Origin of the sequence: Larkinella soli (genome assembly GCF_003703975.1) — a bacterium.
Classification (GTDB): Bacteria; Bacteroidota; Bacteroidia; order Cytophagales; family Spirosomataceae; genus Larkinella; species Larkinella soli.
The window spans coordinates 1-23,363 of the sequence record NZ_QTJY01000035.1; the positions used below are offsets into that span (position 1 = coordinate 1).

The following is a 23,363-nucleotide window of genomic DNA, read 5'->3' on the forward strand; positions in this document are numbered from 1 at the left end:
ATGTCGGAAATCTAGACTTTATATTTCGCTACATTTCTTACAGTCGGTTTTGCTTTCAAGCAAGGCCACTTTCCATTGGGATAAGTAAATGATCAGTCCTTATTCATAGCACGGTATGTTAAAAATTCAAAGAGTTGCTTAAAAGGCGTTAATGGAAATTTTTTCGGTAAACTCTACTCCTCTCAGACTTTCTGCGGCCTGCTGCGGGGAACGGCTCTGCAGGATAGTCTTGAGCCGGACGGAGGTGCGGCCCATCTGGATGTTATCGCCGTCGCTCAGGTAGATCTGGTCGGAAGGCTGAAGAATCACTTTAGCGTTTACGCAGGTTGGATTCTTCCGGGAAGGCACATCCGACAGAATGTACTGGTGAAGGCCGTTCTGAATCTGCACGTAGATGATGCAGTGCTGCCGGCTCATGGAGCGATCATCCGTCCGGATCTGAACGTCGGCCTTCTTGTCGGTCTGGTCACTGAAGCGACCGATGATATTGCGGCCTAACCACAACGGCTGGGCCGACTGCGAAGGCGCCGTATCATCGTGAACGATCAACCAGCCCACCGGTTCTTTGGGAGCGGAGGGATCGGGAAGCGGGAGCGGCTGGGGTGCCGGAACACTCGGAACACTAATCTTATTGATCGCTCCGCATTTCGGGCACCGAACCGCTGCCACCACCCCTTCCGGCACCCGGATGGGGGCCTTACAGGTGGAATTGCCGCAAAGGATCAGCATGGCTATTCGGCAGTAGCATCATCCCCGTCGTCATCCGCCCAGTCGTCCGTCATAGAGGAGTCATACTGAGGCATCTGAAACGCGGTCAGACCGGAATCCTCTTCCGCATCGCCCGGCCCCTTCAGCGCCCAGTCGTCGTTTCCCTCCTGCCCGTCGTCCCCGAGCGTAACGGCTACGGGGGCCTCTGCCCGGTCCTCATCGATCGTGACGGCATCCACGATCGTAATCTTGTCGGAACTGTATTCAGCATTATTCAGGTCATCGATGGAAACGGGAATGCCGTCCTCCACTTCAGCGTCGCCGGCCGGCGGGGCCGGCTCTGTGTGGGCCGTTTCGGGCGGCACGTCGTCCTGAACTGGAAGCGGCCCATCTGGCGCCCCGGCGGGTTCGGTCCGGGAAAGCCCCAGATCGGCAAAATAGGCATTTTGTTCGGTGGCCGGTTTTTCTTCCCATTCTTCCTTATAGTTCGTGCTGTAAAGGCTGCCCTGCCACGTGAAGAACTTGCCGGCACCCATCTCGTCCCGGGCGGCCCGGAACGCCTGAGCAAAAGTCGACTCAGGGGCGGTTTCAGGAGCAGCCAGGACATCGTCGGCTGGCAGATCGACGGCCGGAATGTCGGAGGGCGCGTCGATCCGATCTTCCACCACCCGGATCGCCCCTTCCTTATCGATGCGGAGGTCGCCTTCCTCCACGGCCGGCAGGACGCTGGTTTCTTCCGGATTGGACCGACTCATGCCCCAGGCCAGTCCGGCCAGACTGGCGCCGGCCAGGGTAGTTCCGCCGACCATCACGGCAACCTTGCGGTGGGTTCTGTTTTTTTCCTCGGAGGAGGTCTCCGGCTCAGCGGCAGGCTGATAAGCAGCGAAAGGGTCTTGTGCAGGATTCATCGTCATTCGATTTGAGGTAGATTGATCAGTTATCGAGACCAGATGGCTTTGCAGCGCAGGCAGGACTTCTGGTTGGCCAGCGTCTCCCACGGAAAATCACCCAGGGGCATCTTGCAGTTGGGGCAAACGTACCGGATGCGAAACTCCTCATTCAGTACAAACATTTTCTCATTGGTCTTCATGGCCAGCGAAGCCAAGGCGTACAACCCGAAACCAAAGCCGGGAATAATCTTGGTGGCATTGGCCAGATTGGCATCCCGCTGGAGCTTCAGCCGGGTCTTCTTATACGACTCATAGACCTGCTTCAATTGAAAAAACTCCTCCGTAAAGTCGTTGGCGTCCGTTTTCTTCCGGGTCGGGAACGCGGCTCGGAGGGCCTGCCCCACCACCTGGCCCAGGTCGAGGGGTATGCCCGCCAGCGTGACCCGATCCGCCGGCGTGACGATCTTCTGGCGGACCCTAAGCCCGTTCACCCAGGTCCCGTTCGTGGAACCGGGATAGTCCGGCTCCCCGGCTCCACTGCTGATCTTCTCCCGCGAACCCGTGTCCTCCAGCAGAAAGGCACCGGGCGATTCGGGCGAAACCGTCAGGGCTGCATGGTATCGGCTGATGCCGGGGGCATTCACCACCACATCATTGTCCGGATTCTTTCCGATCAGAAGCCGGCGGACGTCCGTCTGGAGGTTGTTTTCCATGGGCCGCTCATTTAGCAGGGCTGATACTTTTCTGAAAAAGCATGGTTTCGATTTGGGTCTGTTTCGTTTTCAGATCCGTCTGGCAGTCCTTCAACTGCTGTTTCAATTCCTCAACTGCCCGGGCGCTCTGGCCGCTTTCGGCCAGTTGAGCCCGGAGCGCCCCTATGGTTTTCCGGTACGACAGGACCCGCTCGTAGGAGCCGATCACTTCGCGGCTGAGATTCCGGTTGTTGACCGCCACCAGACGGGCCGAATCCTGGCGCATCTGCCCCAGATACTGCACCATCCTTGCTTCCACATCCTGAATCCGCGCCAAGTTATCTCCCTGCGCCACATCGCCGGGCCGGGTGGTTTCCTGCACCTGGTCCAGCCGTTGCAGCCAGGCCAGCAGATTCTCCAGCGAATCAATTCGGGCCACTAACTGCGTCTCCTCCCGGACGTTGGTCCGGTAGAAGTCGTTCTCCCACTGAAGGGCTTTTGCCGGAATGCGGGCGAGCAGAAAAACGGCCACCGCCGGCAGCAGCACTGCCAGGGCATAGACCCAGGCAAAGCGCCGGAAAGCCTGTTTTCGTTCGGTATGGTTCAGAGCCTGCATATTCGTCGGGGTTTAACAACTGGTTTGAATCGGTTCACGGTTCAGAGGGGGCTCCAGCGGGATCGCTCCCGGCTTTCCCGCTCCGCCACCGGGTTAGCGGAAATCACTACTTTTTCTCCCTTCCGTTTGCCGACGAACTCCAATTGGCTCAGCTTCTGCATCAGGAGTGTCAGCGTACCGAAAAAGTCGTCGAGCTGCCCGAGCAGGGGAGCGATGTCGACGTGAACATAGTCGGCGTGAGCCAGCGTCATGATCCGCTGATCCAGTTGTCCGGCGGGAATGTCGGCCCACTCAGCCCAGTATTCCAGCACCTCCTCGCGGGCCGGGCCGGGCAAAAGGGCAAGGCTCATGCGGAGGCTCTGCACCAGCCGAACCAGCCACTCAATCAGATAAACCGGCGGCTCATGCAGCAGCAGCCAGCGGAAGCGGCCCAGCCCGTCGGCCATCACCATCAGCAGGTGCGTGACCAGGCGCTGCGTGCTGTCGGTCAGGGTCGAAGCCTGGTTGCGGGCGTAAATTTTCTGAAGGACCCGCAACCCGTTCTGCTCCAGTTCCGCCAACAGGTCTCCAAACCGCTGGTGCCACTGAACCAGCGCCAGGTGGCTGCTGATGGACAGACAGGGCGGGATATAATCCTCCGCCGGCAGAAACTGCTGCTGGTCGTAGATCAACTTGCCGATGGTCAGAAAATGCGTGGTCGGGTGAGCCCGGCTCAGAAAGGCCGTCGGCACCACACTCAGCGTATATTTAGGCAGGGTATACGGGTGCCGGGGCGGGATTTCGTCCGGCAGCGGGTCGCCGAAGGGGATACGGTCAAACAGCCCGACGGTCAGGATGATATCAAAATCGTTTTCCTTTCCTACCACCAGCCCGTACTCTTCCCGCAGTTCCTCGAAGCTGATCTGGAGCGATACCTGAGACTGGTCGTTGATTTCGATGCGCCCCCCGCCCGGGGTTACGGCACGGCAGAGCGGCACCCGGATTTTCACGTTCCCGTTCGGCCCGACCTGCACGTCGAGTTCCAGGGAACGCGGCACGGTGGGCATCTGCGGCAGCAGCCCGTAGGCAAACGGAGCCAGCCCGAGGGCAATGGCATCCCGAACCCCATCGCGAAAGGCGTTGTCCTGCTGCTGCAGGTGGGTGCGGTTCAGCTTCATGCCGTCGATCCAGTTGACGGATGGCCGGGTCAGAGGTGGTATCATATCCTAAAGCATCTATCGTTTCGGTGCGCTTCCGGTCATTCGTTCCCGACGCGGTGAGCCACCACCCGGTCGCTATCCCTGATGCGGTTCTGGTTGAAATTCAGCGAGGGGTCCAGATACCGGCGACTTTGCCACCAGAACCGGGGCCGAATGAAAAAGACCCAGCCGAATGACTTCTGATCGCGGTCGAACAAGCGGATCGGCTGGGCGGAAAACCGCTCGTTATAATCGGTCAGGAAGACGTGGAACAGGTCCCCGAGCGACATATATACCGGTGCTTTGGCCCGCGAATCGGCTCTGGTCGGGTCGGTCGGTTCCCGGCGAAATTCGAACCGGATGACCTGGATGGTCGACAGATCGACCAGATCGATGTCCGGCGCCGGCCGGTCGACCGGAAGCCACCAGGGCCGAAACAGCGGCTCCGGAATCGCCAGCCAGCGCCGGTAGGCTTCCCGGGCCAACAGCGGAACCGGCATCAGCAGCGTCGTGGCCGCAAACACCACCGAAAGGCGGGTCGGCCCGAACAGCAGCCTAGTTCCAACTGCCAGCAGCAGAGCGCCGGTGGTCATCAGAACCAGACAGAACAGCAACCGGAAGCCGAGCCCGCCCTGATGAATCTGCGGCAGATACTGATCCTCCAGCCAGGCATGTACTCCGCCCAGGAACAGAAACACCAGCAGAAAGGCGAGGTACAGGGCCGGGACGGTATAAAGACCCGGAACCAGGAACCGAGCAACCAGGAAGACCATGGCGATGACCAGGGCCTGATAAAGGAGACAGCAGAGGACATACACCCCCAGCCGTCTGAAATGGCGGGGCGCTTTCCTGAGTTTGCTGCCCTGCCCTGCGATGCCCCCCAATGCCTGCATAGTCCCTCTATGTTTGGTCGTTCTAACTTATAAACAGGTACTGTATCCAAGTCGGGATGCGGCCGTCGATTCCCCGTTCAGGGTGAAGAAACCGGTAGCGGGTAACCCGAACTGAACCGTCACTTCCGCTTCCGCCGGCAAAAACCATTCGATCAGCCAGTTCAGGAGTTGGTGGCCGGGTCGGCCGGGCAGATAATCAGCCAGGCGGTCCAGGTCCTTCAGACCCACCGACAGCCGAAGGGCGGACTGATAGGTGGAAACCTCCCCCCCGAACAGGATGTCGACACCCAGCATGCCCTGCCCCAGCGACCCTGAAGACTCCACAGCCAGGTCGGGGGCCGACGTCCGTTCGATGTGAACAGCATCACCAAGGATGCTATGCATTAGGTCGGCCGGCGTTCGGGTGTCTTCGTCCGAGCCGAGCACCACCGGCAGCAGGTCGAGCAGCCGCAGCACGCGATCTTCGTTCAGCCCTTCCGGCAACTGCCAGAAGTTGCTCATGACCGCCGTAAACGTGTTGACTGACCGGGTTTCGCCGGCTCGCTGCTCGATGAATTCCATCCACAGCCGGATCAGGTAATATTCCTGTTCCAGCGGTAGAAAAAACCGCCGGGCCTGCTGCTCCTTCCGGCGTTGCAGCCGGATCTCCTCAATCTTCCTTTTTTTGTCGGGCGTCTGGCGGGTCGGAAGGTGAACCAGCCCTTCCGGCAGGGCGTCATAAATCCCCATCCGGTTGACGCTGAATACCTTCCATTTTCCCTGGCCAATCTCCCGGAACTCGTTTTTCTCGATGTCTTGGCGATAGCTCCGGCCGAACAGGCCGAGCGGTTCAAAGAGCAGCCGGTCCGGCGTGCCGCCGTTTTCCAGCCACAGGGCCGCTTCTACCTCAGCTCGCCGATCCGATATTTCCTCCGTCAGTTCGTTCATAGCTCCTGTACTTCTACCTGAATAGGAAGATGAGCCGCCGACCGGTCCTCGATCCTGACCTGGAGCGCATGGCATAACTGCGCCCATTCGGCCCGGTCGAACTCCTGGCCGGCCGGTTTCAGCCGGACTTTCAGACACCGGGTGAATCCTGCCGAGGCCGTGTGGCCAGCGACGAACATCCGCCGGATCTCTACCGACTGAAGCCGGCTGCCGAGTTCAGCAAGGCAGAAGGTCCGGATGTCTTCCATCGTTACCAACCGGTTCCGGGTCAGCAGGTTTTTGCGCAGCTCGGCCACGTATTCCTCCTCATTCGGCCGCGGACGTCCGCCGAAGGGCCGGGTGAGCAGGAAGAGTTCTCCGCTGTTGAGCGCCGATCCGGAATAAAGCTGAAGTACCGAACCCGGCGGAACGACCGCTGCCTGCTCGGCCAGGGTGGTCCAGTAGGAGATAAACACGGCATCGCCCCGCTCCTCGGTCCGGACCATCAGGTAAGGCCGGGGGGTGGTCTGAACGCTCTGCTGACTGCCAAGCTTTTCTTCCAGCCGCGACAGGTTCTGGGACAATTCGTTGGTCAGGGAGGCCAGAAACTCCTCTCCGACTGCGCTGAAGGCCATCCGTTCATCCAGCAGCAGTTCCATAAGCTGGTAGAGCAGCGCCCGTCCGTCGCGCTCGTCGAACCGGCCGACGCCCTGCTGCCGGACCACGTAGGTGCGCGGGCGAAACCGGCGAAAATCGCTGTCGGCCTGGTAGGCCACCTGCTGCTGGTTCTCCACCGACCGCACCCCGATGAAGGCCTCGGGGGAAGGCAGCGGCACGGCGTTCAGACCGGGCTGCAGCCGGTAGCTGATCTGGTTCAGCCGGCGGTTCAGTACGGGAAACGTATTGACCGTGACAGTCATGGTATCCAGTGCCCGGGCCGGGAACGCCTGCGGAAAGTCCAGGTGGACCCACCACAGGGGCTGTTTCAGTCCGCCGAGGGCCGCACTTCCAAACCGGCTCTCCAGCTCGGCCGGATAGGCTTCGGCCGTCTGGCGGGAACCGACAAAATCGGGTACCCCGCCGATGGTTCTGAAATGGGATTCCCAAAGCCGCTGCACGTCCTGCTCCAGAAGGTCGTCATCCGCACTGCTTGCGCTTTGGCGGGGTTCAGGCCGAAGCCACCCGCCCGCCGTCGGCAGTTCGGTCTTCCCCAAGTACCAGCGGACCTGGGGTAAAAAATCGCAAAGCCGGTCCCGCGACGCTTCCTCCGGCCAGTCGAAGTAGAACGAAAACCCGCTCAGCGACGGGATTCCGGGGGCTACTTTCAGGCCGAGCCAGAGTCGCCGTTCTCCGGCCCGCACCGGCCGAACGGCCTCAGCCAGCAGGGAGCGCTGCCCTGCGCTGCCGGCCTGATACAGGGCCGCGGGGGTCGCCAGCAAGGCCAGCGTCGCGTTGAAAAGCTGAAACTCACCGGCCGGTGAAAAAAAGAGTTCCGTGGTTTCACCCCGCCGGTCGGCCGAAGGCTGCCTGAAGACCAGGGCGGTTTCCGGGGTGACGATCGTCTGGCCCTCGTTGGGAACGGCCTGCACGAGGGCCCCGGCTGGCCGGGGCCGGTCTGCGACGCCCGGGCACAAAGCCTGCGCCAGCCGTTCGATCAGGCGCAGTTCGGTGCGCTGAATGTCACGGCCGAGCTTCTCGAATTCGACGGAGCAGGCTTCGAGCAGCAATCGGACCAGCGGATCGAAGCCGTCGGGGGTCCGGTCGTCGTAGCCCCACAGGTCGGCCGCCCGCTTCATCAGGCGGTTCCGGGTGGTTTCCTTCGAAAAGTAGCGCGCGTCGAACATAACTCGTCAATCCGTTGACAGGGGTGAAATAAAAATCCGTTCAAAAAAGGAAAATGATTCGTTCGTCCGCGTGATGAAAGCCTCCACCCCTAATCCGACCCGTTTTCGAACGAACCGGTTAGTTTTGGTCATCAGATCGAACTCCTCGACTTCCACCCGCACCTTCACCTGGGTCAGGCGCGGTTCGTACCGGGCGATGGACTGCTCGAACGACTCCCGGATGACATCTTTCCATTTGAGCTGGGACATCAGGGAAAAATCACTTTCCCAGAGTTCACAGCCATACGACGGGTCGTAGCGGGCCTCACCGAAGTGCGTCACCAGCAGCAGATACAGGTGCTGGTGGATCGACTCCTTCAGGGAGCACTGCGGGTGTTGCCGTCGCTCCAGGATCGACTCGAAGTCCATAGGCAGCGTGTAATAGCCCTTTTCCATGCGAAAGCGGTTGGATCATCGGGCCGGACCGGGCGGACCCGCTCCGGCCCGACGCGGTTACCAGCGGTTGCGGTGGGGTTTTCCGTCGAGTTGAATCTCCCGGGCCGACAGCGTCAGCGAGGTGGACATGGGGTGCGAGCCGGAATCCGCAAAGCTTTCACTGTACTGGACGCAGTAAGCGTCTTTCATTTCCAGCTTCTTGAGAACCGATTCGCTGTCGATGTTGACGAATTCGATGGAGCAGTCCTTCTTGCCGTCCTGGTCAATCATCCATTCCCACAATTTGCTGTTGTCGCTCGAATCGATCTGGACGAAAACCGTTCCGCCGTAGATGCGTGAAGAGACCCGACCCTGATCGTCGATGGATTGCGACAGTGAGTAGTTGCAGGAACTCACGTGCATTTCTTCCCCATCGAACTTGAATTTGGCCTCAAAAGATGAAGTAGGCATGGCAGTAGAAATTTAGAGGTTGAAATTATGTTTGTAAACAGTGTAGAAAAGATTGCTTAGTTGATCTTGACCAAGGCGGCCTGGACTTCGACCATCCCCTGCCCGCTGACTTTCGTCTGGGCGCCTTCGAGGGTGGCCGATACCGTTCCTTTCGCCTTCAACTCGGTCGTCGCTTCCATCTCGATGGCCATGGTCGCTTTCACCTTGACGTCCTTTATCGATTCCAGCTCAAGGCCATCCCGCTTGGTGGTCATTTTAATTTCCCCGGCTTCCAGCTCGAACTTGTTGTCGGCTTTCATCCGGATGTCGGAAGCGGCAATCGAAAGCGTTCCGGTCTGCATTTCAATGGTGCCGTCTTTCGCTTTAAGCGACAGTTTTTTGTTGCCGAAATGCAGGTTAATGTAGGTTTCATTCTTATTCAGGTTCCTGAATGAAAGGCGAGGGTTGTCCTGTTCATCTACGAAAACGACGCTGGTCCCCTCCCGCGTGGTGATGACCTTAAGGCCATTGTTGTCCGTGGTGTACGAGGTTCCGTCATTGGATTTCGGGTATAAGCCGGTCAGAATAAAGGGCAGTTCAGCCAGGTTCCCCTCATAGCTGACCATGACCTGCGAGCCGATCTCAGGAATGAAAAAGGACCCTTTTCCCTGGGCGGTATGCAGGCAGGCGACCCGCAGCCAAAGTGACTCCTGATCGGCCGGCCTCGACTGCCCCCAGTAGAACCGTACCTTCACCCGGCCAAGCTTGTCGGGGTCATCGTTATCGATTACCTCCGCCACTTCGGTCTGGCCGAGCGGCTGTTTGACTTCCGGGTTCCGGGGCGGGTGCTGAACCGATTCCGGCACGGCATGAAAATGATTCCGGTAACTTCCGGCGACGTTTACCTCATGCCGGATCGAGGTCACGCGGTATTTGCCGAAGCGTTCTTCATAGCGCTCTCCCCGGGCATTGATCCGGTTGCCCTTGACGGCCAGGATTGTGCCGACGCTGATGACCGGCACCTCACCCGAACCCTGAAAATCGACCATCGAGCTGACGCGGGCGGCTTTTTCCATTTTCGTAATTTCGTCGGCTTCCCGCTGATCCCGAACGGCTTCCGGTATGCGCAACTGAGCCGCCTGCGCGAACAGGTGATCCGACTCCTGCAGAGCAAACTCACTGAAGCTGGTCAGGCCGTCGACGCGCTGGCTGGAGGAGGTGGAAGCAAACGTCTGGTGACGGAAGTAATTATACCGGCTCATGGAAAACACCGACGGCTGCAGCACCATCGCCATATTGAAATTCTGCCGGCCGTCGACCAGAAAATCCACTTCACCGGCCTCGTTTCCGTGGCCGAGCATAAGCTCCCGGCCGTTATAATAGAACCATTCGCTGCACCGGTCCGCGACGCGGCTCAGGAAGGCGTAGTTACTTTCATTGTACTGAACGAACACTTCCCGGCGCCCCCCGTTCTGCGGGTTCAACTGTTTCCGCAGCAGGTTCTGTGGGTAGCGCCCCAGCACCTGGCTGAAAATATCCTGCACGGAATGATCCAGAAAAGACCGTCGCTGCACGGCATCTTCCAGAACGATCGTGGGGCTAAACCCTTTCAGCACGAAGGCGCTGTTCAGATCGGACAGCGTTTGCAGGCGGATTTCCGTGATGATCCCCTGGAACGAAAAGTGAAAGGTCTCGCGGGTCAGCCGAGGGCTGAAGGAAAAGGTGATCTTCTTTCCGAGCACCTCCCGGTGGGCCTGGTTGAAAAAATGCTCGTTTCGGTCCTCCAACTGGTCAAACGGAACCTGCAATTCGAACCGGTGGTGGTCGAACAGCTCCTGCTCAATCACCAAGCCCAGGTGGCGCTCGATGGAACGTCCGCCTTCGATCTCAATCTTAACGTTAACCTGCCGTGCCATAACAACCGCATTATCGTCAGGTCGGGAAGCTGATCGTCCCGACCTTCACTTTCTCCGGAGTCACCACCAGCCGGTAGGTGAACCCCGTTTCGTACAGGGTTTCCCGGCCGCGGACGGCCGGATCATACAATCGATGTTTCGGAATATGCAGGGGCACATAAGCCCTGGCGGGCGATCCGGGGCCCTGGGCGGTTTCCGCAAATCCGACGCAGTAGGCGTCTTCAAATTCGATGGACCGCAGAATGGTGTCGCGCTCGGTGTTCGGGGCGAATTCCACCCTGCCGTTCAATTGCCGGTCGGCCCGGAACGCCCAGTCGAAGAGGATGTCGGCCTCCTGGTCTTCCCGGGCGGCCACCACCATTTCGATCAGGTGAGCACGCGTGCCGGCGCAGGGATACCCCCGCTCGTCGACATCCTGAAAAAAGCCGAACGAGAAGGTGACCAGGTCGAATTCTTTCCCTTCGATGGTCAGCACAGCCACCACTCCTACGGTGTTCGTCTGTACAGTCATGGTTTCAGGCGTTGCTTAGCCGGGCTTCATTCACGGACAGGGTTTCGGCCGTGAGCGTCAGGCAGGTGATGTAATTCTGCACCTGCGTCCGCCTGGAGGCTGGTGTGCTCCGGGCGGAGTCGGCAAACTTTTCCCGGTAATCGATACACCAGGCTTTTTCGGCCTGAATGGATTTGATTTCCCCGCGGGTGCCGTACTGACGAATCCGGCAGGAGTGCTGTTCGCCGGCCTCCACGGCCCACTTCACGAAAAGATCATCTTCGGCCACCCATTCCAGTTCCAGATAGAGGTGGGCATCCTGTACCGGGGAGGACGGACGCCCCACCTCATCCACCTCCTGGTGAACTTCCATCCGCATGAACAGAATGTTGAAGGAGGACCCTTCTATCTCCAGAACGGCGTATTCCATGGCGGCTTACGATTCCTGCGCGTATTCAGCGGCCCACTCGGCGGAATCCGGGTCGAGGCCCTTCTGCCCGTCGAGTTTGATCATGAAGTTCTTGGCCGGGAAGTAGGGCACCATATAGATGTCCAGGTAAATCCGGTCTTTCTGCTTCGGGTCCTGCTCGAACCGCATCATTTTAAATTTTTCGATCAGTTTGCCCGGCCCCGTAACACTATTCAGGAACTGGGTGATCTGGCGTTGAAGATCGGTTCGAGTGTTGAAGTCAAAGTTTTCAAACGCCCTCCGGTTAAGGAAGTCGATCAGGACCTTGGTGATGTAGTCGAACACCCGGACCACCGAATAGGTCTGGAGCCCGACGTTATCCCCGTTGAAGAGGGTCTTGGCCGAGAACGGCATGACCTTCCCGTACTCGTTCACCATAGGAATGAGTCCCATCTTTTCCATGTCGGCGATTTCGGTCTTCCGGAGCGGGAAGCGCACGCCGTCGACCTCATTGAGGCTCCCGTGTTTCTTCCCGGCCGACACCTGCGACATCAGCGTGCTGTATACCTTGCCGGCGAGAGCCGACGAGGGCGGCACGTACAGGTCCTCCTCTTCGCCCAGCTCGTCGTATTTTCCGCGGCCGACCAGCCAGTTGCAGGTCATCATGACGTTGGAAAGGTGGGCGGCTCCACCCGTCAGGTTGGCGGATTCGAACAGATCGATCACGTCTTCCGGCGCATCCAGATGTTCGAAGTCCGTCAGCAGCATCACCTTGTTCTTGTGGGCGATTTTTGCCCATTTGTCGACCACCTTGCCGGACCCTAAATACCCCGGAACATTAAGGATGGAATAGCTGTACCGCAGGTCGAGCCGGTCGTACTGGGCCTCGATTTCTTCGCTAACGGCATCTATAAACGTCGTCACGTCGAGATCTTTCAACTGGTCGGAGTCAGCGTTCAGGAAGGTGACGTTTTTGACCTTATCCTGCTCCGTGTTTTTGAAGAACATGGCCACCGACCGGTACGATTGCTCCAGGGGACGGAGGTTTTCGACGGCCTTGCTCAGATTCTGCCGGAGCAGGCTCTGGGCGGATTCAGCCCGTTCCTGGCCCTTGTCGACCATCTCGGCCACGGTCTCCGTACCGGCCAGCAGGTCGGCCCAGAGTTGCAGGCGCTTTTTGAGCTGCTGCCGTTCCCGGCTCTTTTCGGCTTCCGACAAAAAGATTTTGCGCCGGGCTTTTTTCTCCGGGTTCAGGTTTGAACTGCCTTCGATGGTGGTTTCCAGCAGGTCGAAACCGCCGTATTTAGTCAACTGCGGCAGGCCTTTTTCCAGGGAGAGGGCTTCCCGTTCCCGCAGGGGCTGCTGTTGGTTCTGTAATTCTTGCTCAGTCATAACGATTGGAAGGCCTGGTCGGCCGGGAAAAAGGTTAACCGGCGGCTTCAAGTTCGTCGATGAGCGTCTGCAAAACACCCACCAGGGCTTCTCTGGCTTCCGGTTTTTCCAGAGCGGCCCTTAGAATTCGGTTGACTTTCAACTGCCTGACGATCTGCTGATATTCAGTTGCTTCCGCGTCCAGATCCTGCAGGAATGAACTCTGGTTAATAAGTCCTTTCTTTCCGAAATCCCCCAGGCTTCGGAACTGGAACGTCTCGTTGATAAAATTTCCTTCCGCCGTTTGAAACTCCAGTTCCGCGCTGGGCTGGTAGTAAGCAAAAACCTCCTCGGTCGACTTGAGGTCGTACACCATCTGAGGCCGCATTGGCGGATCGTTGGTGAGCTTGCTGACGAACAGGGTCCGGTTCTGGGGAATATCGGCGATCCCTTCGCTGGCATTGTCGGTTTTTCTTTCGTTACCTCCGATTCCGTAGTTGAACATGATCAGATTATCGGTTAAAGATGAAGAATTCTACAGGGGGTTCAGCCGCCGATCAAAACCGTCGGACAGCCTACGGTAATGGCTCCTCCGTGGGCGGTCTGATCGCCCATCCGGGCGGCCGGCTGCCCCATGATGAGCACGGTTGTGGAGCCGAGAACGATCGAGTCCGGCGGACCGACACAGGTACAGAGGTTGCCCATCGTGGCGGCCGGCATTCCTCCGATCAGGACCGTGGGAACGCCGGGCGGCAGGATCGGCCCGCCCACATGAGGAATGGGCGGTGTCCCCGGCGTTACCATGGGACAGACGTGCATATCTCCAACTCGGGCAGCGGGCTTGCTCATGGTGCGAATCAGGCTGGTTACCGATGTAAAGAGAACGGTTTTTGGAAGGAGAGACAATACGGCATTTGTCGTATTTTCGAGAATGGAGCGCCAGGGTCCATCTGTTGGGGCCGTTTCTATAACGTAATGACGATATAACCGAGGAGGGCGTAAAACTCCGGACTTGGCCGCATGAAGCCGCCCTGCTGAACGGCTGCCGGCAGAGGAAGGGAGCGGAACTCCGCCCAGTAATTCACGATATCGACCATCTGGTCGAACGGGGCAGGCGGACCTGCCCCCTGTGCGATGTTACCCAGGCTGACGAAGAGCCGTACCTTGGCGGCCGGATTGTATACATGGGTCCCGTCCTGCAGGTGGCGATCCCCGACAATGCGGGTCCGAACACTGACGGTCCTCCCCCTTTCTTCCAGCAGGTTCAACTGATAGGGGATTATGTAACCGTCCAGCAGACTGTCGGCGACCCTTCCCAAATCGGTCGGATCCCAGGTAAAAATAAGTTGAAACAGACCACTGCTCCCCGTTTCCGCCCAGGGTGAAGTACAACGAACCGGAATCTGGTTGGCAATATCACTGAGGTGATTCAGCGTCACCCTTAATTCCGGAATCCGGCGCCCCCGTACGTGGTAGCCCGGCCCATGATAATACCCTGATTCATAAAGAACGATGCTTAGAAGTTAGACCTTCGAATCATCACTCGATTCGCCCGTCAGGCCAGTTGCCAGAACCAGATTTTATCGGCTTTACGGAAAAGGCTCCGCCGGGAGGAAAGGTCTTCCACGCCCGCACCGATGCCCAGCACCTGGTTGTAATACTTGGCACCAGTCCAGAGATCGATATGGTCGCCCTTCGTGCCGTCGGATCGGGTGAAGCAGTCGTTGAAATAAATGACGCCCTGCCTGCCTTCAAGGCTTGACGTGGCCTCAGTTGCGGCCGACCGCCCTCCGCCGTCGAACATTTCGGGGCGGCCCCAGACGATCCGGAGGTGGTCGGCCAGTTCCTTGGCACCGTATACATGTGCCAGCGGCAACCCGCTGCGGCCGCCGGCCACCACCCGGCTCTGCCGGCGGAACGACTGGAAGGAAAAGCCGCATAGAGAGAGCGCCAGGCTCATCCGAACTGCGCATTCATTGCGATAGAGGCCCCCCTCCCGCAAATCCTGATCACCCGTGTAGGTCTGATAGATCCGTAACAAATCACCATAAGACGGCCGGAAGCCGTCGGGCTGCAATACCGGCGAGCCCGAGCCGAGCATCGCTTCCAGTTCTCTCGACATATGTGCCATGACGGAAAGTGAGTTTTGAATAGGACATGGATCGAATAAATTCAGTTGACATGCAGACGAATGTCTTTTAGTTGGCCCGGAATCAGCAGGCCCTGCTCCACCGCCGAAGGTTTCTGGCTGTCGGAATGGTCATACTTCCAGTAGGTAAAGTAGAGGGCGCCGGGAGTTGCTACGGCCCGGTTTTCCAGTTGCCGGAACGCCCCGATGTTGACTGACCCGAGCTGATCAACAAGGTTGATGTCCGTGCCGCCCCCAAGCCGGTGCGGAATGGTATGGCCGCGGTGGTAGAGCGGTCCTGAGCTGAGCGGATGGCCGGCCATTCGGCTCCGGTCGCGGTCGGCGCCGTGCCGACCACTGCTGATGCCCCAGGCTGCGATCAGCCGCCCCTGTGCGACATCGAAAAGATACGAGAATGAGTCGAGGGTCACCCCGACGATGTCCGGCTCTTTGACGGACGCGCAGTAATCTTCCAGCCAGGTTTCCGCCAGGTAGGACAGAACCTGGTCTGAGATGGAGTCTGCAGGACCGATCGGGCGCAGCAGACTGTCGAGTTTTAAATAGGCAGGCATATGATGGTAGTGGTTAATGGCTGTCCGATTTGCCGGCTGCGCGCTCACCGTCGCCACCAGGCCGTGAAGATCCCGGTGGTCCCGTCGATGGTGACCGGTTGAAAATAATTCAGCCCGACCAGATGATAGCCGCCATCGAACTGGTCGGTGCCGTACCGATCCTGGTGGGAACCGTAGGCGGGGTCGAACGACCGCACCCGGTGGTTGCCCGGGTTATATTCGAAAATGATGTTGATATGGGGCCCTACGCCGGGTTTCTGATAACCGACCACCACCGGACTGCGCTGGAGCTTTCCGCTGATGAAGGCGGCATCCAGGCCAGTCCTTGATTCATCCTCCATCTGAAACCAGTCGCTGCGGACGACCCGGCGCAGCGCGGCCGGGGGAATGGTGCCGTAGCCGCTGCTGGTGTCGTCCGCATTCCATTCGCCGGAGAAATGGCTCATGATGCTCATCTGATTCCGGATAGTGAAGTGGCCGTGCCGGTTGTAATTCATATAGCGCAGCCACCATTCGAGGCAGGCGGCCCAGCAGGCCGCCTGGTCAAACTGACCAAACCGTCGGGGAAGGGTATGTGCCATAAAAAAGATTAGAAAGGAAGTTCCAGATTGATCATAAAGGACTTACGATATTCGACCTGAACAGATAGAGCGCGGAAGGGAATTGTCACCTGCGGCAGCGATTCAATCTGACCGGTTTCATACAGGAGGATTCCCGTACCGCCGGCAACACTGGCCAGAATGATCTCAACGGTCTGAAATCCGGATCGGCTCACTCCCATCCTCCGGGCCATGTAACCTTCCAGTGAGAACAGCCACTGCTGCACCTGCGGATGCGCCATAACTGCCGAAAGCGTCGTGCCGACGGCATTAGACGGCTCACTCTCCTGCAGGGTGGGCGAGGGCGGGGTGTAGGGCTGATCGGGGCGGGCGGGCGGGGTGTAGTCAAACAGCCGTCGGTACTGATCGGCTTCGTACGCCTGCTGAAAAAGCCGGGCCATCACGACCGGGTCATGAAGTTGGCCGATCAGGTCCGGATAGGCCGCGGGCAAACCGCCCGGCCCGTTCAGAGTAAGCCGTGAACTGAGCAGCCTGGGGCCGACGCTCCGGTACCGGAGCGTCGGCATTGTCAGTTGAAAGTCGTTGTCTGGCATGACTAGCTTCGATGGATGGCTTTATCAGATTCTTAGTTGCCGGGGTGCCCCAGCATCTGGAGGAAATTCGTACACGGTTCCCTCCCACGCTCCGAAGTCAATCATGTTGGTGTCCCCCCGCCCGCCAATGTAGGAGAAGGAACCCGAAACCGTCACCCGGCTATACCACTGGATTCGGTCTGCGGCCACCACATAAGCACCCGAGTAGTAGGCCAGTTCACCCATCAGACGGTGACCATCGGCGGCCGGGCTGTAGCGGGCCATCGAGTTGTCGGCGGCTGCACAGGCGTAGATAATGATCCGCTGCACCCGATTGCGGAGCGGAGCCACGACCCGGACGTTGCCGAGGGTCAGACTGTCGCGGCCCAGCTGCAGGCCCAGGCCCCCGACATCGGCCGAAACCATTTCAAAATCGTTGCCGCCGGCATACCCGTGACACATGATATACAACCGACTGATGCCGCCGATCCGGGATGCATGGGTAGCCACCCAGTCGAAGATATGAGCGGTCGAGGTCGTGTCGTCGACGTGGTAAATGTTGGCGGCATACCCCAGAGGGGGATTGCCCTCCAGCCGGTTGTCGTGCACGATCATGTTCCGGCTGTAACTGTCCAGATGCTTCATCTATATTGCTTCATTTTGCGTGACATGGGTTTCTTGTCGATCGGCCGACTCCGGTCGGTTCACCACCCATCCGACGGTTCCCTCCTCATCGACGGTCAGCTCGATCACCGATCCTTTCTCTACCTCCCCGCTGATAATCATGCGGCTGATGGGGCGCCGGAGCTGCTGTCGGATAACCCCCTTCAGGGGTCGCACACCGTAACGCGGAGAAAAACCCATGCGGGCCAGCACCTGCTTCGCTTCCGGACTCATCCGGAGCGCGATGCCCTGCTTGTCGAGCAGGTCCGTCAGCCCACGGAGGTGGATATCAAAAATCCGAACGACGTTTTCCTCCGAAATGGGCGCGAACGGCACGATCTCGGTCAGCCGGGCCAGAAATTCAGGCCGGAAGTGCTTTGCCATGATCTCCATGAGCGCGGCCGACTGCGGCCGCTCGCCATTTCCGAACTGCTGGATGATGAATTCCTGCCCGATGTTGGACGTAAACAGGACCACCGCATTCGAAAAGTCGCCCTCCTTGCCCAGCCGGTCGTGCAGCTTGCCTTCATCCAGGATTTGCAGGAACAGGTCGAAAACCGACGGGTGAGCCTTCTCGATTTCGTCGAAAAGAACGACCGAATAGGGTTTCTGGCGGATTTTGTTCACCAGCAATCCACCTTCTTCGTAGCCGACGTAGCCCGGCGGAGCCCCGTACAGGAGGGCGGCCGAATGCTCTTCCTTGAACTCGGACATGTCGAAGCGGATCAGGAACGATTCATCGTTGAACAGAAAATCAGCCAGTGACTTGGCGATTTCCGTTTTGCCGGTTCCGGTCGGCCCCAGGAGGAAGAACGAGCCGATGGGCTGCCCGGCCCTGATCAGACCCGAGCGGGATTCGAGGATGGCTTCGCTTAAGGCTTTGACGGCATAATCCTGCCCTACTACCCGCCGTTTCAGCACTTCTTCCATACCCAGCAGCCGGTCGCGCTCCGAGCTCTGGAGCTTTCCGAGCGGAATTCCGGTCTTGTGAGCGACCACGGCGGCCACTTCCTGCCGGCCGACCACGTCCGTCCGTCGGGCGGCCAGTTCCTGCAGGGCGGCCAGGCGGCTACCCAACTTCTGCTGCAGGGCCTCCGGCGTGTCGGGCTCCTCGCCGGCCGTTTCTTCCAGTTGTCCAAGCAGAAGGGGGCTGATGCGGTGATTGAGCTGTTGTTCGAACCACCGCAGTTCATGCATGCGTTCGGACTCATCGACCCCGCTCAGTGTTTCCAGTTCCTCTTCCAGCACTTTGAGCTCGCTGAGGGTGGTTTCGCCCATCAGGCGTATCGCGGCCATCGTCCGGTCGATCAGGTCCAGGGCGGCATCAGGCAGCCGGCGGTCCTTGAGGTACCGTTTCGCCAGTCGGACGGCCTCTCCGGCTGTGTCCGGGGCCACCCTGAGCCCGTGGTGCTGTTCGTATCCGGGCAGAATGTGCGCGATCATGCGGGTGGCCGTCAGGATGTCGGGCTCCTCCACCCGCAGCACCTCGAACCGGCGGCTGAAGGCTTCATCCTGTTCGATGTATTTGCGGTATTCCTCGGGCGTGGTAGCGCCGATCAGGGTCAGTTCGCCCCGGGCCAGCTCGGGTTTCAGCAACTGGGCAACGCCGGCCCCGACCGAGCCTTTCGGGTCCAGCAGTGTATGGATTTCGTCGATAAACAAGATGGCTTTTCCAAAGGCTTTCAACTCGTTCAGAATGCCCTTCAGCCGCTCTTCCACCTCGCCTTTGTAGGAAGCGCCAGCGACCAGAGCGCCCGTATCCAGTTCAATCAACCGGGCCTCCTGGAGATGCTGAGGCACTTTCTTCCGGTGAATCAGCAGGGCGAACCCTTCCACCAGCGCCGACTTTCCGACGCCCGGTTCTCCCACCAGGATCACGTTCGGCTTGCTGCGCCGTCCCAGCACTTCGGCCACCTGCCGGATTTCCCGGTCCCGGCCCAACACGGCGTCGATTTTGCCGTCGGCGGCACGCCGGGTCTTATCGGTCGTATATTTTTCCAGCGCCGACTTTTTCTCCGTCTCTGCCGGTCCGATGCGCGGCTTTTCCACCGTGCCGGACGATCCGATGGCTTCCACCGCCGACCGGACGCCCTCGCCGTTGGCGAGGGCCAGCACTTCCTTCTGGGTCAGGGGCAGGGATTTAAGCTGGTCCGGTGAAAAGGCCACTCCCGGTTTCAGCAGGGCGGCCAGCAGACACAGCGGATCGGTATCGCGGTTGAACTGGAGGGCGATCAGGTCCGACAGCTCCAGCGCCGACTGGGCACCGGCATCCGGCATAGGTACCTCCGGCACCCGGACCGACCGGGGTGCTTCTTCCAGCCGCACCTCAGTCCAGTCCCGCAGATAGGGCACATCCTTCCCGGCGGCCCCCAGTTCGGAGGCCAGACCGACATCGTTATGCAGCAGGCCCATCAGCAGGTGGGGCGCCCCGTATCGCTCCTGGCGGTATTCCCGGGCCAGGGACTGGGCCACGCTCAGCGCGTAACGGAGGGGTTCGGTTTTCATAAGCGCGTGTTTGGTTGAAAATGGAAGGCCAACCGGCAGGGACAAAACAACACATTCATTGCCAGCCTGTAAATACGACAAATGCCGTATTTACATTCCAGGTAGCCGGTCCGTACTTGCAGTGTCCTAAATCAACGGAGAGTCGTCTCATGAAAGCGTTCTATAGCCGGGCCCTTCTCTGCCTGACCGTCGGCGTGGTCTGCGGTTGTTTTCCCAAAAAGCTCGAACCCCTCGAAACCGATCCCAAAGGCGTGGCTTCGGTTTCCTCCGTTTCCACGGAAGCGGTTTTCGCCACCATCGCCACCCTGAAGTTTTCGGTAGTCAACCCATCGGCGGTGGGAGAATACGGCTTTGTCTATGCCACCAGCCAGCAGGAGCCGACCCATGCCAACAACGGCTCGGTGACCCGGCTGGGCAGCCGGCTCGCTTCGGAGGAAGTAACGGCTAGCCTCGACAACCTGAAGCCCCGGACCACCTACTTCATCGCTCCGTTCGTAAAAGACGGCGAAGGCTATAAATACGGAAAGGCGCAGCGGATCGAGACCCGGAGCATGGCAACGGTCATTCATAATCCGGGATCAGCCAGTAACGGTCTTAGTTCCAGCGCCAAAGGCTACATCTTTGTGTTCAGCACCCTGTTCGCCCTCAATAATGAAATCTACGCACTGACCAGCGACAGCCGTCAGGGATACGGCTATGCCGCGATGCAGAAATTCATCTTCTCCTCCCGGGAATGGAGAGAGGTAGGCTTCCCGGCCAACGGCCTCAACCGCCGGACCGATGCGACTTCCTTTACGCTGGGAAACAAGGCCTACGTTGGTTTCGGCACCGGCAATCTGACGGATATTTACTCCTATCAGGCCGACCAGAACCGCTGGGAATCGGTCAAACCGCCCGAAGCCAGCCCGAACGTTCCGGCCTTTCGTGCCGTCGGCGGAATCGGTTATACCTATAACGGCAAAGGATACGTCTGGAACGGAACCTGGACCGAAAAGAACAACCCGTCGGTGGTCCTCTGGAACGACGGCACCTACGGGAAGGTGGTTCGCTCTGATCATATTCCTTTCTGGGAGTATGACCCGGGTTCGGGAGGATGGACGCTTCGCAGGGCCGGCATCTCCAATGATTTTCTGGCCACGCTGCGGCAATCCCCCTTCTACTTCGTCCTCGACGACCGGCTTTATCTCGGCGGAGGTCAGGCGCTCCACGACCCCGGCCGCCGGTCGGAGGTCTGGGAACTGAACCTGAAGGACCTGACCGTCAAGTCGGTCACCAATCTTCCGGCCGGGTTCATTTACCAAAACGACAATTCGAACGGAAACCACCGCAATCTGGCGGCAGGCCTGCAGGGAGTGGGGTGGAAACGGGGGTATGTGCTGGACGTGGTCGGTAACCTGTTCGTCATGGACGTGACCGACCCGGGAAAGGTTTCTTTCAAACCGGCTGAGAATCTCACAGGAATACAGCATGGTCACGGCACCCTGGTGTCGGTCGGCCAGCGTCTGTTTTTTCTGGAAGCCGGCAACAGCTATCAGGTCATCGAAATCATTCCATAATCCCGTCATCCATGCGCGCTCTTTTCCTTCTCTGCCTGTGTCTGGGCCTCCTGCTGCGGGTCGCCGGCCAGACCCCCCGCATCCAGAACATCCGTCTGACGGTGGACGAATCGGGCCGAACCGTCCGGATTATGTATGACCTGACCGGCATCCGGCCGGGCGATTCCATCTCGGTGGCGTTTCAGGGAGCCGGCTCGGGCCGGATCACCCTCCTGACCGTGCAGGGCGATCTGGGCACGAACGTCAAAGACGGAACGAACCGCAGCATCCGCTGGGACGTGGTAAAAGATAACGTCCAGGTGGACGAAAACGGCGTCGTCCTCTTTTCAATCCGGCCCGCCCCCGCCCGCCCGACCGCCGAAAAGCCGACCCCGCAGTCAGCCCCGACCCGACCGCAGCCCGTTAGCCGGGCGCCGGCGGTGGAGCGTCGGCCGTCGATCCTGCTTCCCGTAGCCGGCTTTGCCGTTGCCGCCGGGCTGGGGGCTTTCAGCCAGGTGATGCCCACCAACTACAAAGCCTACCGCGACAAGACGATCGACGCGCCCAGCCAGGCCGAAATTGACGATATCAATAAAAAAATTGCGCTGAAACAGGTGGCCTACGTAGCCGCGGCCGTTCTGGCCGCGGCCGACCTGTCGTATCTGATCCTGCGCCCGAAATCAGGGGCGCAACGAACGGCGGTGGTCCTCGGAGCTTCTTTCGGCACCCCGTCGCTGACGCTCCGGCGGCAGTTTTAAATCGTTCGGCCCGGTAAACGGGGACCTGTGCAAGTGGCCGGAGCCTTAAATACGCCAAATGCCGTATTTACAATTTCCGGCCACCTGATGAACTTGGTTCAACCAATTATTTCAGTGCCTTATGAAACGTTCAATACTGTTCGGCGTCCTGTTCCTGTGTTGCTGGAACTGCACGACTGATCTGGAACCGAGGCTGAAGAAAAGCCGGCTTGAAGTGCCGACCCCCGCCTATATTAAGCAAAAGGGTGTACGGGTGGAATACACGGTGGTGTACGGGATCGATGGGATCGACTTTGTCTTCGTCAGCCTGGAAGATACTCCGCCGTTCTCCGGAACGGTCGACGGCAAGCAGACCGTTCCAGATCGGAACGGCAAAGGCGAGTTTACCATCGCCAACATCACCACCGGCCGCAAATATGAATTCAAAGTGACGGCGAGGCACAAGGACAAACGCGTTCCTGACAGCATCGTGAAAGGGTTCATCACCCCGAACTGACGACCGCCCTTCTACGGCAAGAATGGTCCTGTTATCCCGCTTTAATCCCTGCAACTATGATCCGCCCGGTTTTATTTGCTCTCCTGCTGGGGCTGCTCCCGCAGGTGTCGTCAGGGCAGACGCCCCTGGTCAAAAACATCCGTCTGACCGTTGATGAAAAAACCGGCCAGATTCGGATTCAATACGATGTCAGCGCCATCCGGCCCGGCGATTCGGTGGCGGTGGTACTCACAGGTTCACGCTCCGGCCGCCTTCCGGTGCGGTCGGTCCAGGGCGATCTTGGCAACAAGGTGAAGGCCGGCGCCGATCGCACTATCCTCTGGGACCCGGTCAAAGACAGGGTGAATACCGACGAGGAGGTGACGGTTCAGATTCTGATCAAAACCCCGGCCTCTTCCTCCGCACGGGCCACTTCGGAAGCCCGCGCCCCGGCCTTTCCCGAGGTGCGGCAGAAACGGTCGATGGTGGTTCCCATCATCGGATTCGTGGCCGCGGCCGGTCTGGGCGGTTATAGTGCGTCCCAGTACCTGGCCAACCGGAAAGACGTCAATGCCTACGAAGCCATTCCCTTCATCGAAAGCGACGAGGACGCCAAAAAGCTGGAAGAGATTCGAAACCGGGTGGAAAACCGCAACCGGACCCTCCTGCTTCCGGCCATCGGCGCCGGCGTCATTCTGGCCGCGGATGTGGCTTATCTAATGCTCGTCAAACCGAAACCCCGCCGAACCGCCTTCCGGTTCGGCATCCGGTCGGGCACTCCACTCGTCGGTATTCGTCACACCTTTTAAATCGCGACA

At 59.2% G+C, this 23,363-nt stretch carries 27 protein-coding genes; 4 read left to right on the plus strand and 23 right to left on the minus strand.

The features are described 5' to 3' along the window. Positions 1-138: 138 nt before the first annotated feature. The 23 genes from DX909_RS28670 to DX909_RS28780 all read right to left on the minus strand — a co-directional run bounded on the left by DX909_RS28670 (position 139) and on the right by DX909_RS28780 (position 19,777). Positions 139-729 (minus strand): FHA domain-containing protein, encoded by a 591-nt coding sequence (locus tag DX909_RS28670; protein ID WP_128548697.1) that lies wholly within the window; start codon positions 727-729, stop codon positions 139-141. A gap of 2 nt (positions 730-731) precedes the next feature. After that, positions 732-1,616 carry a hypothetical protein gene (locus DX909_RS28675; RefSeq protein WP_128548698.1) on the minus strand — a complete coding sequence of 295 codons (885 nt, stop codon included), beginning with the start codon at positions 1,614-1,616 and terminating at the stop codon, positions 732-734. Positions 1,617-1,645: 29 nt separating this feature from the next. Next, entirely contained in the window at positions 1,646-2,311 is a 666-nt protein-coding gene (locus tag DX909_RS28680) for an FHA domain-containing protein (RefSeq protein WP_128548699.1), read from the minus strand. Positions 2,312-2,318: 7 nt separating this feature from the next. Further along, positions 2,319-2,906 (minus strand): hypothetical protein, encoded by a 588-nt coding sequence (locus DX909_RS28685; protein ID WP_128548700.1) that lies wholly within the window; start codon positions 2,904-2,906, stop codon positions 2,319-2,321. 41 nt (positions 2,907-2,947) lie between these two features. Further along, positions 2,948-4,108 carry a hypothetical protein gene (locus DX909_RS28690; protein WP_128548701.1) on the minus strand — a complete coding sequence of 387 codons (1,161 nt, stop codon included), beginning with the start codon at positions 4,106-4,108 and terminating at the stop codon, positions 2,948-2,950. A 35-nt stretch (positions 4,109-4,143) separates the two neighbouring features. Further along, positions 4,144-4,977, minus strand: coding sequence for a TssN family type VI secretion system protein (locus tag DX909_RS28695; protein ID WP_128548702.1), 834 nt, complete (start codon positions 4,975-4,977; stop codon positions 4,144-4,146). 27 nt (positions 4,978-5,004) lie between these two features. After that, positions 5,005-5,904, minus strand: a complete 900-nt coding sequence (locus DX909_RS28700) for a type VI secretion system baseplate subunit TssG (protein WP_164851446.1) — start codon at positions 5,902-5,904, stop codon at positions 5,005-5,007. Beyond that, the gene (locus DX909_RS28705; RefSeq protein ID WP_128548704.1) at positions 5,901-7,727 is read right to left on the minus strand and encodes a type VI secretion system baseplate subunit TssF; all 1,827 of its coding nucleotides are present in this window, start codon (positions 7,725-7,727) and stop codon (positions 5,901-5,903) included. The genes DX909_RS28700 and DX909_RS28705 overlap by 4 nt, the downstream gene beginning before the upstream one ends. Positions 7,728-7,733: 6 nt before the next feature. Further along, a complete protein-coding gene (locus DX909_RS28710; RefSeq protein WP_128548705.1) occupies positions 7,734-8,162 on the minus strand; it encodes a GPW/gp25 family protein in 429 nt (142 codons plus the stop codon). A 57-nt stretch (positions 8,163-8,219) separates the two neighbouring features. After that, positions 8,220-8,612 (minus strand): type VI secretion system tube protein TssD, encoded by a 393-nt coding sequence (gene tssD / locus DX909_RS28715; RefSeq protein ID WP_128548706.1) that lies wholly within the window; start codon positions 8,610-8,612, stop codon positions 8,220-8,222. Between the two features lie 56 nt (positions 8,613-8,668). Next, positions 8,669-10,507: a type VI secretion system Vgr family protein gene (locus DX909_RS28720; RefSeq protein WP_128548707.1), complete on the minus strand. Its 1,839-nt coding sequence runs from the start codon at positions 10,505-10,507 to the stop codon at positions 8,669-8,671. Positions 10,508-10,523: 16 nt separating this feature from the next. After that, a complete protein-coding gene (gene tssD, locus DX909_RS28725) occupies positions 10,524-11,018 on the minus strand; it encodes a type VI secretion system tube protein TssD (RefSeq protein ID WP_128548708.1) in 495 nt (164 codons plus the stop codon). A 4-nt stretch (positions 11,019-11,022) separates the two neighbouring features. After that, positions 11,023-11,427, minus strand: coding sequence for a type VI secretion system tube protein TssD (gene tssD / locus DX909_RS28730; protein WP_128548709.1), 405 nt, complete (start codon positions 11,425-11,427; stop codon positions 11,023-11,025). Between the two features lie 6 nt (positions 11,428-11,433). Then, a complete protein-coding gene (locus DX909_RS28735; RefSeq protein WP_128548710.1) occupies positions 11,434-12,798 on the minus strand; it encodes a DUF5458 family protein in 1,365 nt (454 codons plus the stop codon). Between the two features lie 34 nt (positions 12,799-12,832). Then, the gene (locus DX909_RS28740; protein WP_128548711.1) at positions 12,833-13,282 is read right to left on the minus strand and encodes a hypothetical protein; all 450 of its coding nucleotides are present in this window, start codon (positions 13,280-13,282) and stop codon (positions 12,833-12,835) included. Between the two features lie 41 nt (positions 13,283-13,323). Next, positions 13,324-13,626 carry a PAAR domain-containing contractile injection system baseplate protein gene (locus DX909_RS28745; protein WP_128548712.1) on the minus strand — a complete coding sequence of 101 codons (303 nt, stop codon included), beginning with the start codon at positions 13,624-13,626 and terminating at the stop codon, positions 13,324-13,326. Positions 13,627-13,742: 116 nt separating this feature from the next. Beyond that, positions 13,743-14,096 carry a hypothetical protein gene (locus DX909_RS28750; protein WP_164851447.1) on the minus strand — a complete coding sequence of 118 codons (354 nt, stop codon included), beginning with the start codon at positions 14,094-14,096 and terminating at the stop codon, positions 13,743-13,745. A 236-nt stretch (positions 14,097-14,332) separates the two neighbouring features. Further along, positions 14,333-14,908: a T6SS effector amidase Tae4 family protein gene (locus DX909_RS28755; RefSeq protein ID WP_128548714.1), complete on the minus strand. Its 576-nt coding sequence runs from the start codon at positions 14,906-14,908 to the stop codon at positions 14,333-14,335. Between the two features lie 41 nt (positions 14,909-14,949). Next, on the minus strand, positions 14,950-15,477 hold the full coding sequence (locus tag DX909_RS28760) for a DNA/RNA non-specific endonuclease (protein ID WP_128548715.1): 528 nt from the start codon (positions 15,475-15,477) through the stop codon (positions 14,950-14,952). Between the two features lie 44 nt (positions 15,478-15,521). After that, positions 15,522-16,058: a hypothetical protein gene (locus DX909_RS28765; RefSeq protein WP_128548716.1), complete on the minus strand. Its 537-nt coding sequence runs from the start codon at positions 16,056-16,058 to the stop codon at positions 15,522-15,524. A gap of 8 nt (positions 16,059-16,066) precedes the next feature. After that, the gene (locus DX909_RS28770; RefSeq protein WP_128548717.1) at positions 16,067-16,603 is read right to left on the minus strand and encodes a hypothetical protein; all 537 of its coding nucleotides are present in this window, start codon (positions 16,601-16,603) and stop codon (positions 16,067-16,069) included. Positions 16,604-16,654: 51 nt separating this feature from the next. After that, positions 16,655-17,254 (minus strand): hypothetical protein, encoded by a 600-nt coding sequence (locus DX909_RS28775; protein WP_128548718.1) that lies wholly within the window; start codon positions 17,252-17,254, stop codon positions 16,655-16,657. Beyond that, complete coding sequence (locus DX909_RS28780; protein ID WP_128548719.1) at positions 17,255-19,777, minus strand: ATP-dependent Clp protease ATP-binding subunit; 2,523 nt, start codon at positions 19,775-19,777, stop codon at positions 17,255-17,257. Between the two features lie 149 nt (positions 19,778-19,926). Here DX909_RS28780 and DX909_RS28785 point away from each other — a divergent pair, with 149 nt between their 5' ends. From DX909_RS28785 to DX909_RS28800, 4 genes are all read left to right on the plus strand, one after another. Next, positions 19,927-21,333, plus strand: a complete 1,407-nt coding sequence (locus tag DX909_RS28785; protein WP_128548720.1) for a Kelch repeat-containing protein — start codon at positions 19,927-19,929, stop codon at positions 21,331-21,333. Between the two features lie 11 nt (positions 21,334-21,344). After that, positions 21,345-22,070, plus strand: a complete 726-nt coding sequence (locus DX909_RS28790; protein ID WP_128548721.1) for a hypothetical protein — start codon at positions 21,345-21,347, stop codon at positions 22,068-22,070. 121 nt (positions 22,071-22,191) lie between these two features. Then, the gene (locus DX909_RS28795; RefSeq protein WP_128548722.1) at positions 22,192-22,566 is read left to right on the plus strand and encodes a hypothetical protein; all 375 of its coding nucleotides are present in this window, start codon (positions 22,192-22,194) and stop codon (positions 22,564-22,566) included. Positions 22,567-22,622: 56 nt separating this feature from the next. Further along, positions 22,623-23,354 (plus strand): hypothetical protein, encoded by a 732-nt coding sequence (locus DX909_RS28800; protein ID WP_128548723.1) that lies wholly within the window; start codon positions 22,623-22,625, stop codon positions 23,352-23,354. Positions 23,355-23,363 lie beyond the last annotated feature (9 nt).

Coding starts and splice junctions, on each gene's coding strand:
- DX909_RS28670 (WP_128548697.1), bottom strand. CDS start 729: ATGCTGATCCTTTGCGGCAATTCCACCTGTAAGGCCCCCATCCGGGTG.
- DX909_RS28675 (WP_128548698.1), bottom strand. CDS start 1,616: ATGAATCCTGCACAAGACCCTTTCGCTGCTTATCAGCCTGCCGCTGAG.
- DX909_RS28680 (WP_128548699.1), bottom strand. CDS start 2,311: ATGGAAAACAACCTCCAGACGGACGTCCGCCGGCTTCTGATCGGAAAG.
- DX909_RS28685 (WP_128548700.1), bottom strand. CDS start 2,906: ATGCAGGCTCTGAACCATACCGAACGAAAACAGGCTTTCCGGCGCTTT.
- DX909_RS28690 (WP_128548701.1), bottom strand. CDS start 4,108: ATGATACCACCTCTGACCCGGCCATCCGTCAACTGGATCGACGGCATG.
- DX909_RS28695 (WP_128548702.1), bottom strand. CDS start 4,977: ATGCAGGCATTGGGGGGCATCGCAGGGCAGGGCAGCAAACTCAGGAAA.
- DX909_RS28700 (WP_164851446.1), bottom strand. CDS start 5,904: ATGAACGAACTGACGGAGGAAATATCGGATCGGCGAGCTGAGGTAGAA.
- DX909_RS28705 (WP_128548704.1), bottom strand. CDS start 7,727: ATGTTCGACGCGCGCTACTTTTCGAAGGAAACCACCCGGAACCGCCTG.
- DX909_RS28710 (WP_128548705.1), bottom strand. CDS start 8,162: ATGGAAAAGGGCTATTACACGCTGCCTATGGACTTCGAGTCGATCCTG.
- tssD (WP_128548706.1), bottom strand. CDS start 8,612: ATGCCTACTTCATCTTTTGAGGCCAAATTCAAGTTCGATGGGGAAGAA.
- DX909_RS28720 (WP_128548707.1), bottom strand. CDS start 10,507: ATGGCACGGCAGGTTAACGTTAAGATTGAGATCGAAGGCGGACGTTCC.
- tssD (WP_128548708.1), bottom strand. CDS start 11,018: ATGACTGTACAGACGAACACCGTAGGAGTGGTGGCTGTGCTGACCATC.
- tssD (WP_128548709.1), bottom strand. CDS start 11,427: ATGGAATACGCCGTTCTGGAGATAGAAGGGTCCTCCTTCAACATTCTG.
- DX909_RS28735 (WP_128548710.1), bottom strand. CDS start 12,798: ATGACTGAGCAAGAATTACAGAACCAACAGCAGCCCCTGCGGGAACGG.
- DX909_RS28740 (WP_128548711.1), bottom strand. CDS start 13,282: ATGTTCAACTACGGAATCGGAGGTAACGAAAGAAAAACCGACAATGCC.
- DX909_RS28745 (WP_128548712.1), bottom strand. CDS start 13,626: ATGAGCAAGCCCGCTGCCCGAGTTGGAGATATGCACGTCTGTCCCATG.
- DX909_RS28755 (WP_128548714.1), bottom strand. CDS start 14,908: ATGGCACATATGTCGAGAGAACTGGAAGCGATGCTCGGCTCGGGCTCG.
- DX909_RS28760 (WP_128548715.1), bottom strand. CDS start 15,477: ATGCCTGCCTATTTAAAACTCGACAGTCTGCTGCGCCCGATCGGTCCT.
- DX909_RS28765 (WP_128548716.1), bottom strand. CDS start 16,058: ATGGCACATACCCTTCCCCGACGGTTTGGTCAGTTTGACCAGGCGGCC.
- DX909_RS28770 (WP_128548717.1), bottom strand. CDS start 16,603: ATGCCGACGCTCCGGTACCGGAGCGTCGGCCCCAGGCTGCTCAGTTCA.
- DX909_RS28775 (WP_128548718.1), bottom strand. CDS start 17,254: ATGAAGCATCTGGACAGTTACAGCCGGAACATGATCGTGCACGACAAC.
- DX909_RS28780 (WP_128548719.1), bottom strand. CDS start 19,777: ATGAAAACCGAACCCCTCCGTTACGCGCTGAGCGTGGCCCAGTCCCTG.
- DX909_RS28785 (WP_128548720.1), top strand. CDS start 19,927: ATGAAAGCGTTCTATAGCCGGGCCCTTCTCTGCCTGACCGTCGGCGTG.
- DX909_RS28790 (WP_128548721.1), top strand. CDS start 21,345: ATGCGCGCTCTTTTCCTTCTCTGCCTGTGTCTGGGCCTCCTGCTGCGG.
- DX909_RS28795 (WP_128548722.1), top strand. CDS start 22,192: ATGAAACGTTCAATACTGTTCGGCGTCCTGTTCCTGTGTTGCTGGAAC.
- DX909_RS28800 (WP_128548723.1), top strand. CDS start 22,623: ATGATCCGCCCGGTTTTATTTGCTCTCCTGCTGGGGCTGCTCCCGCAG.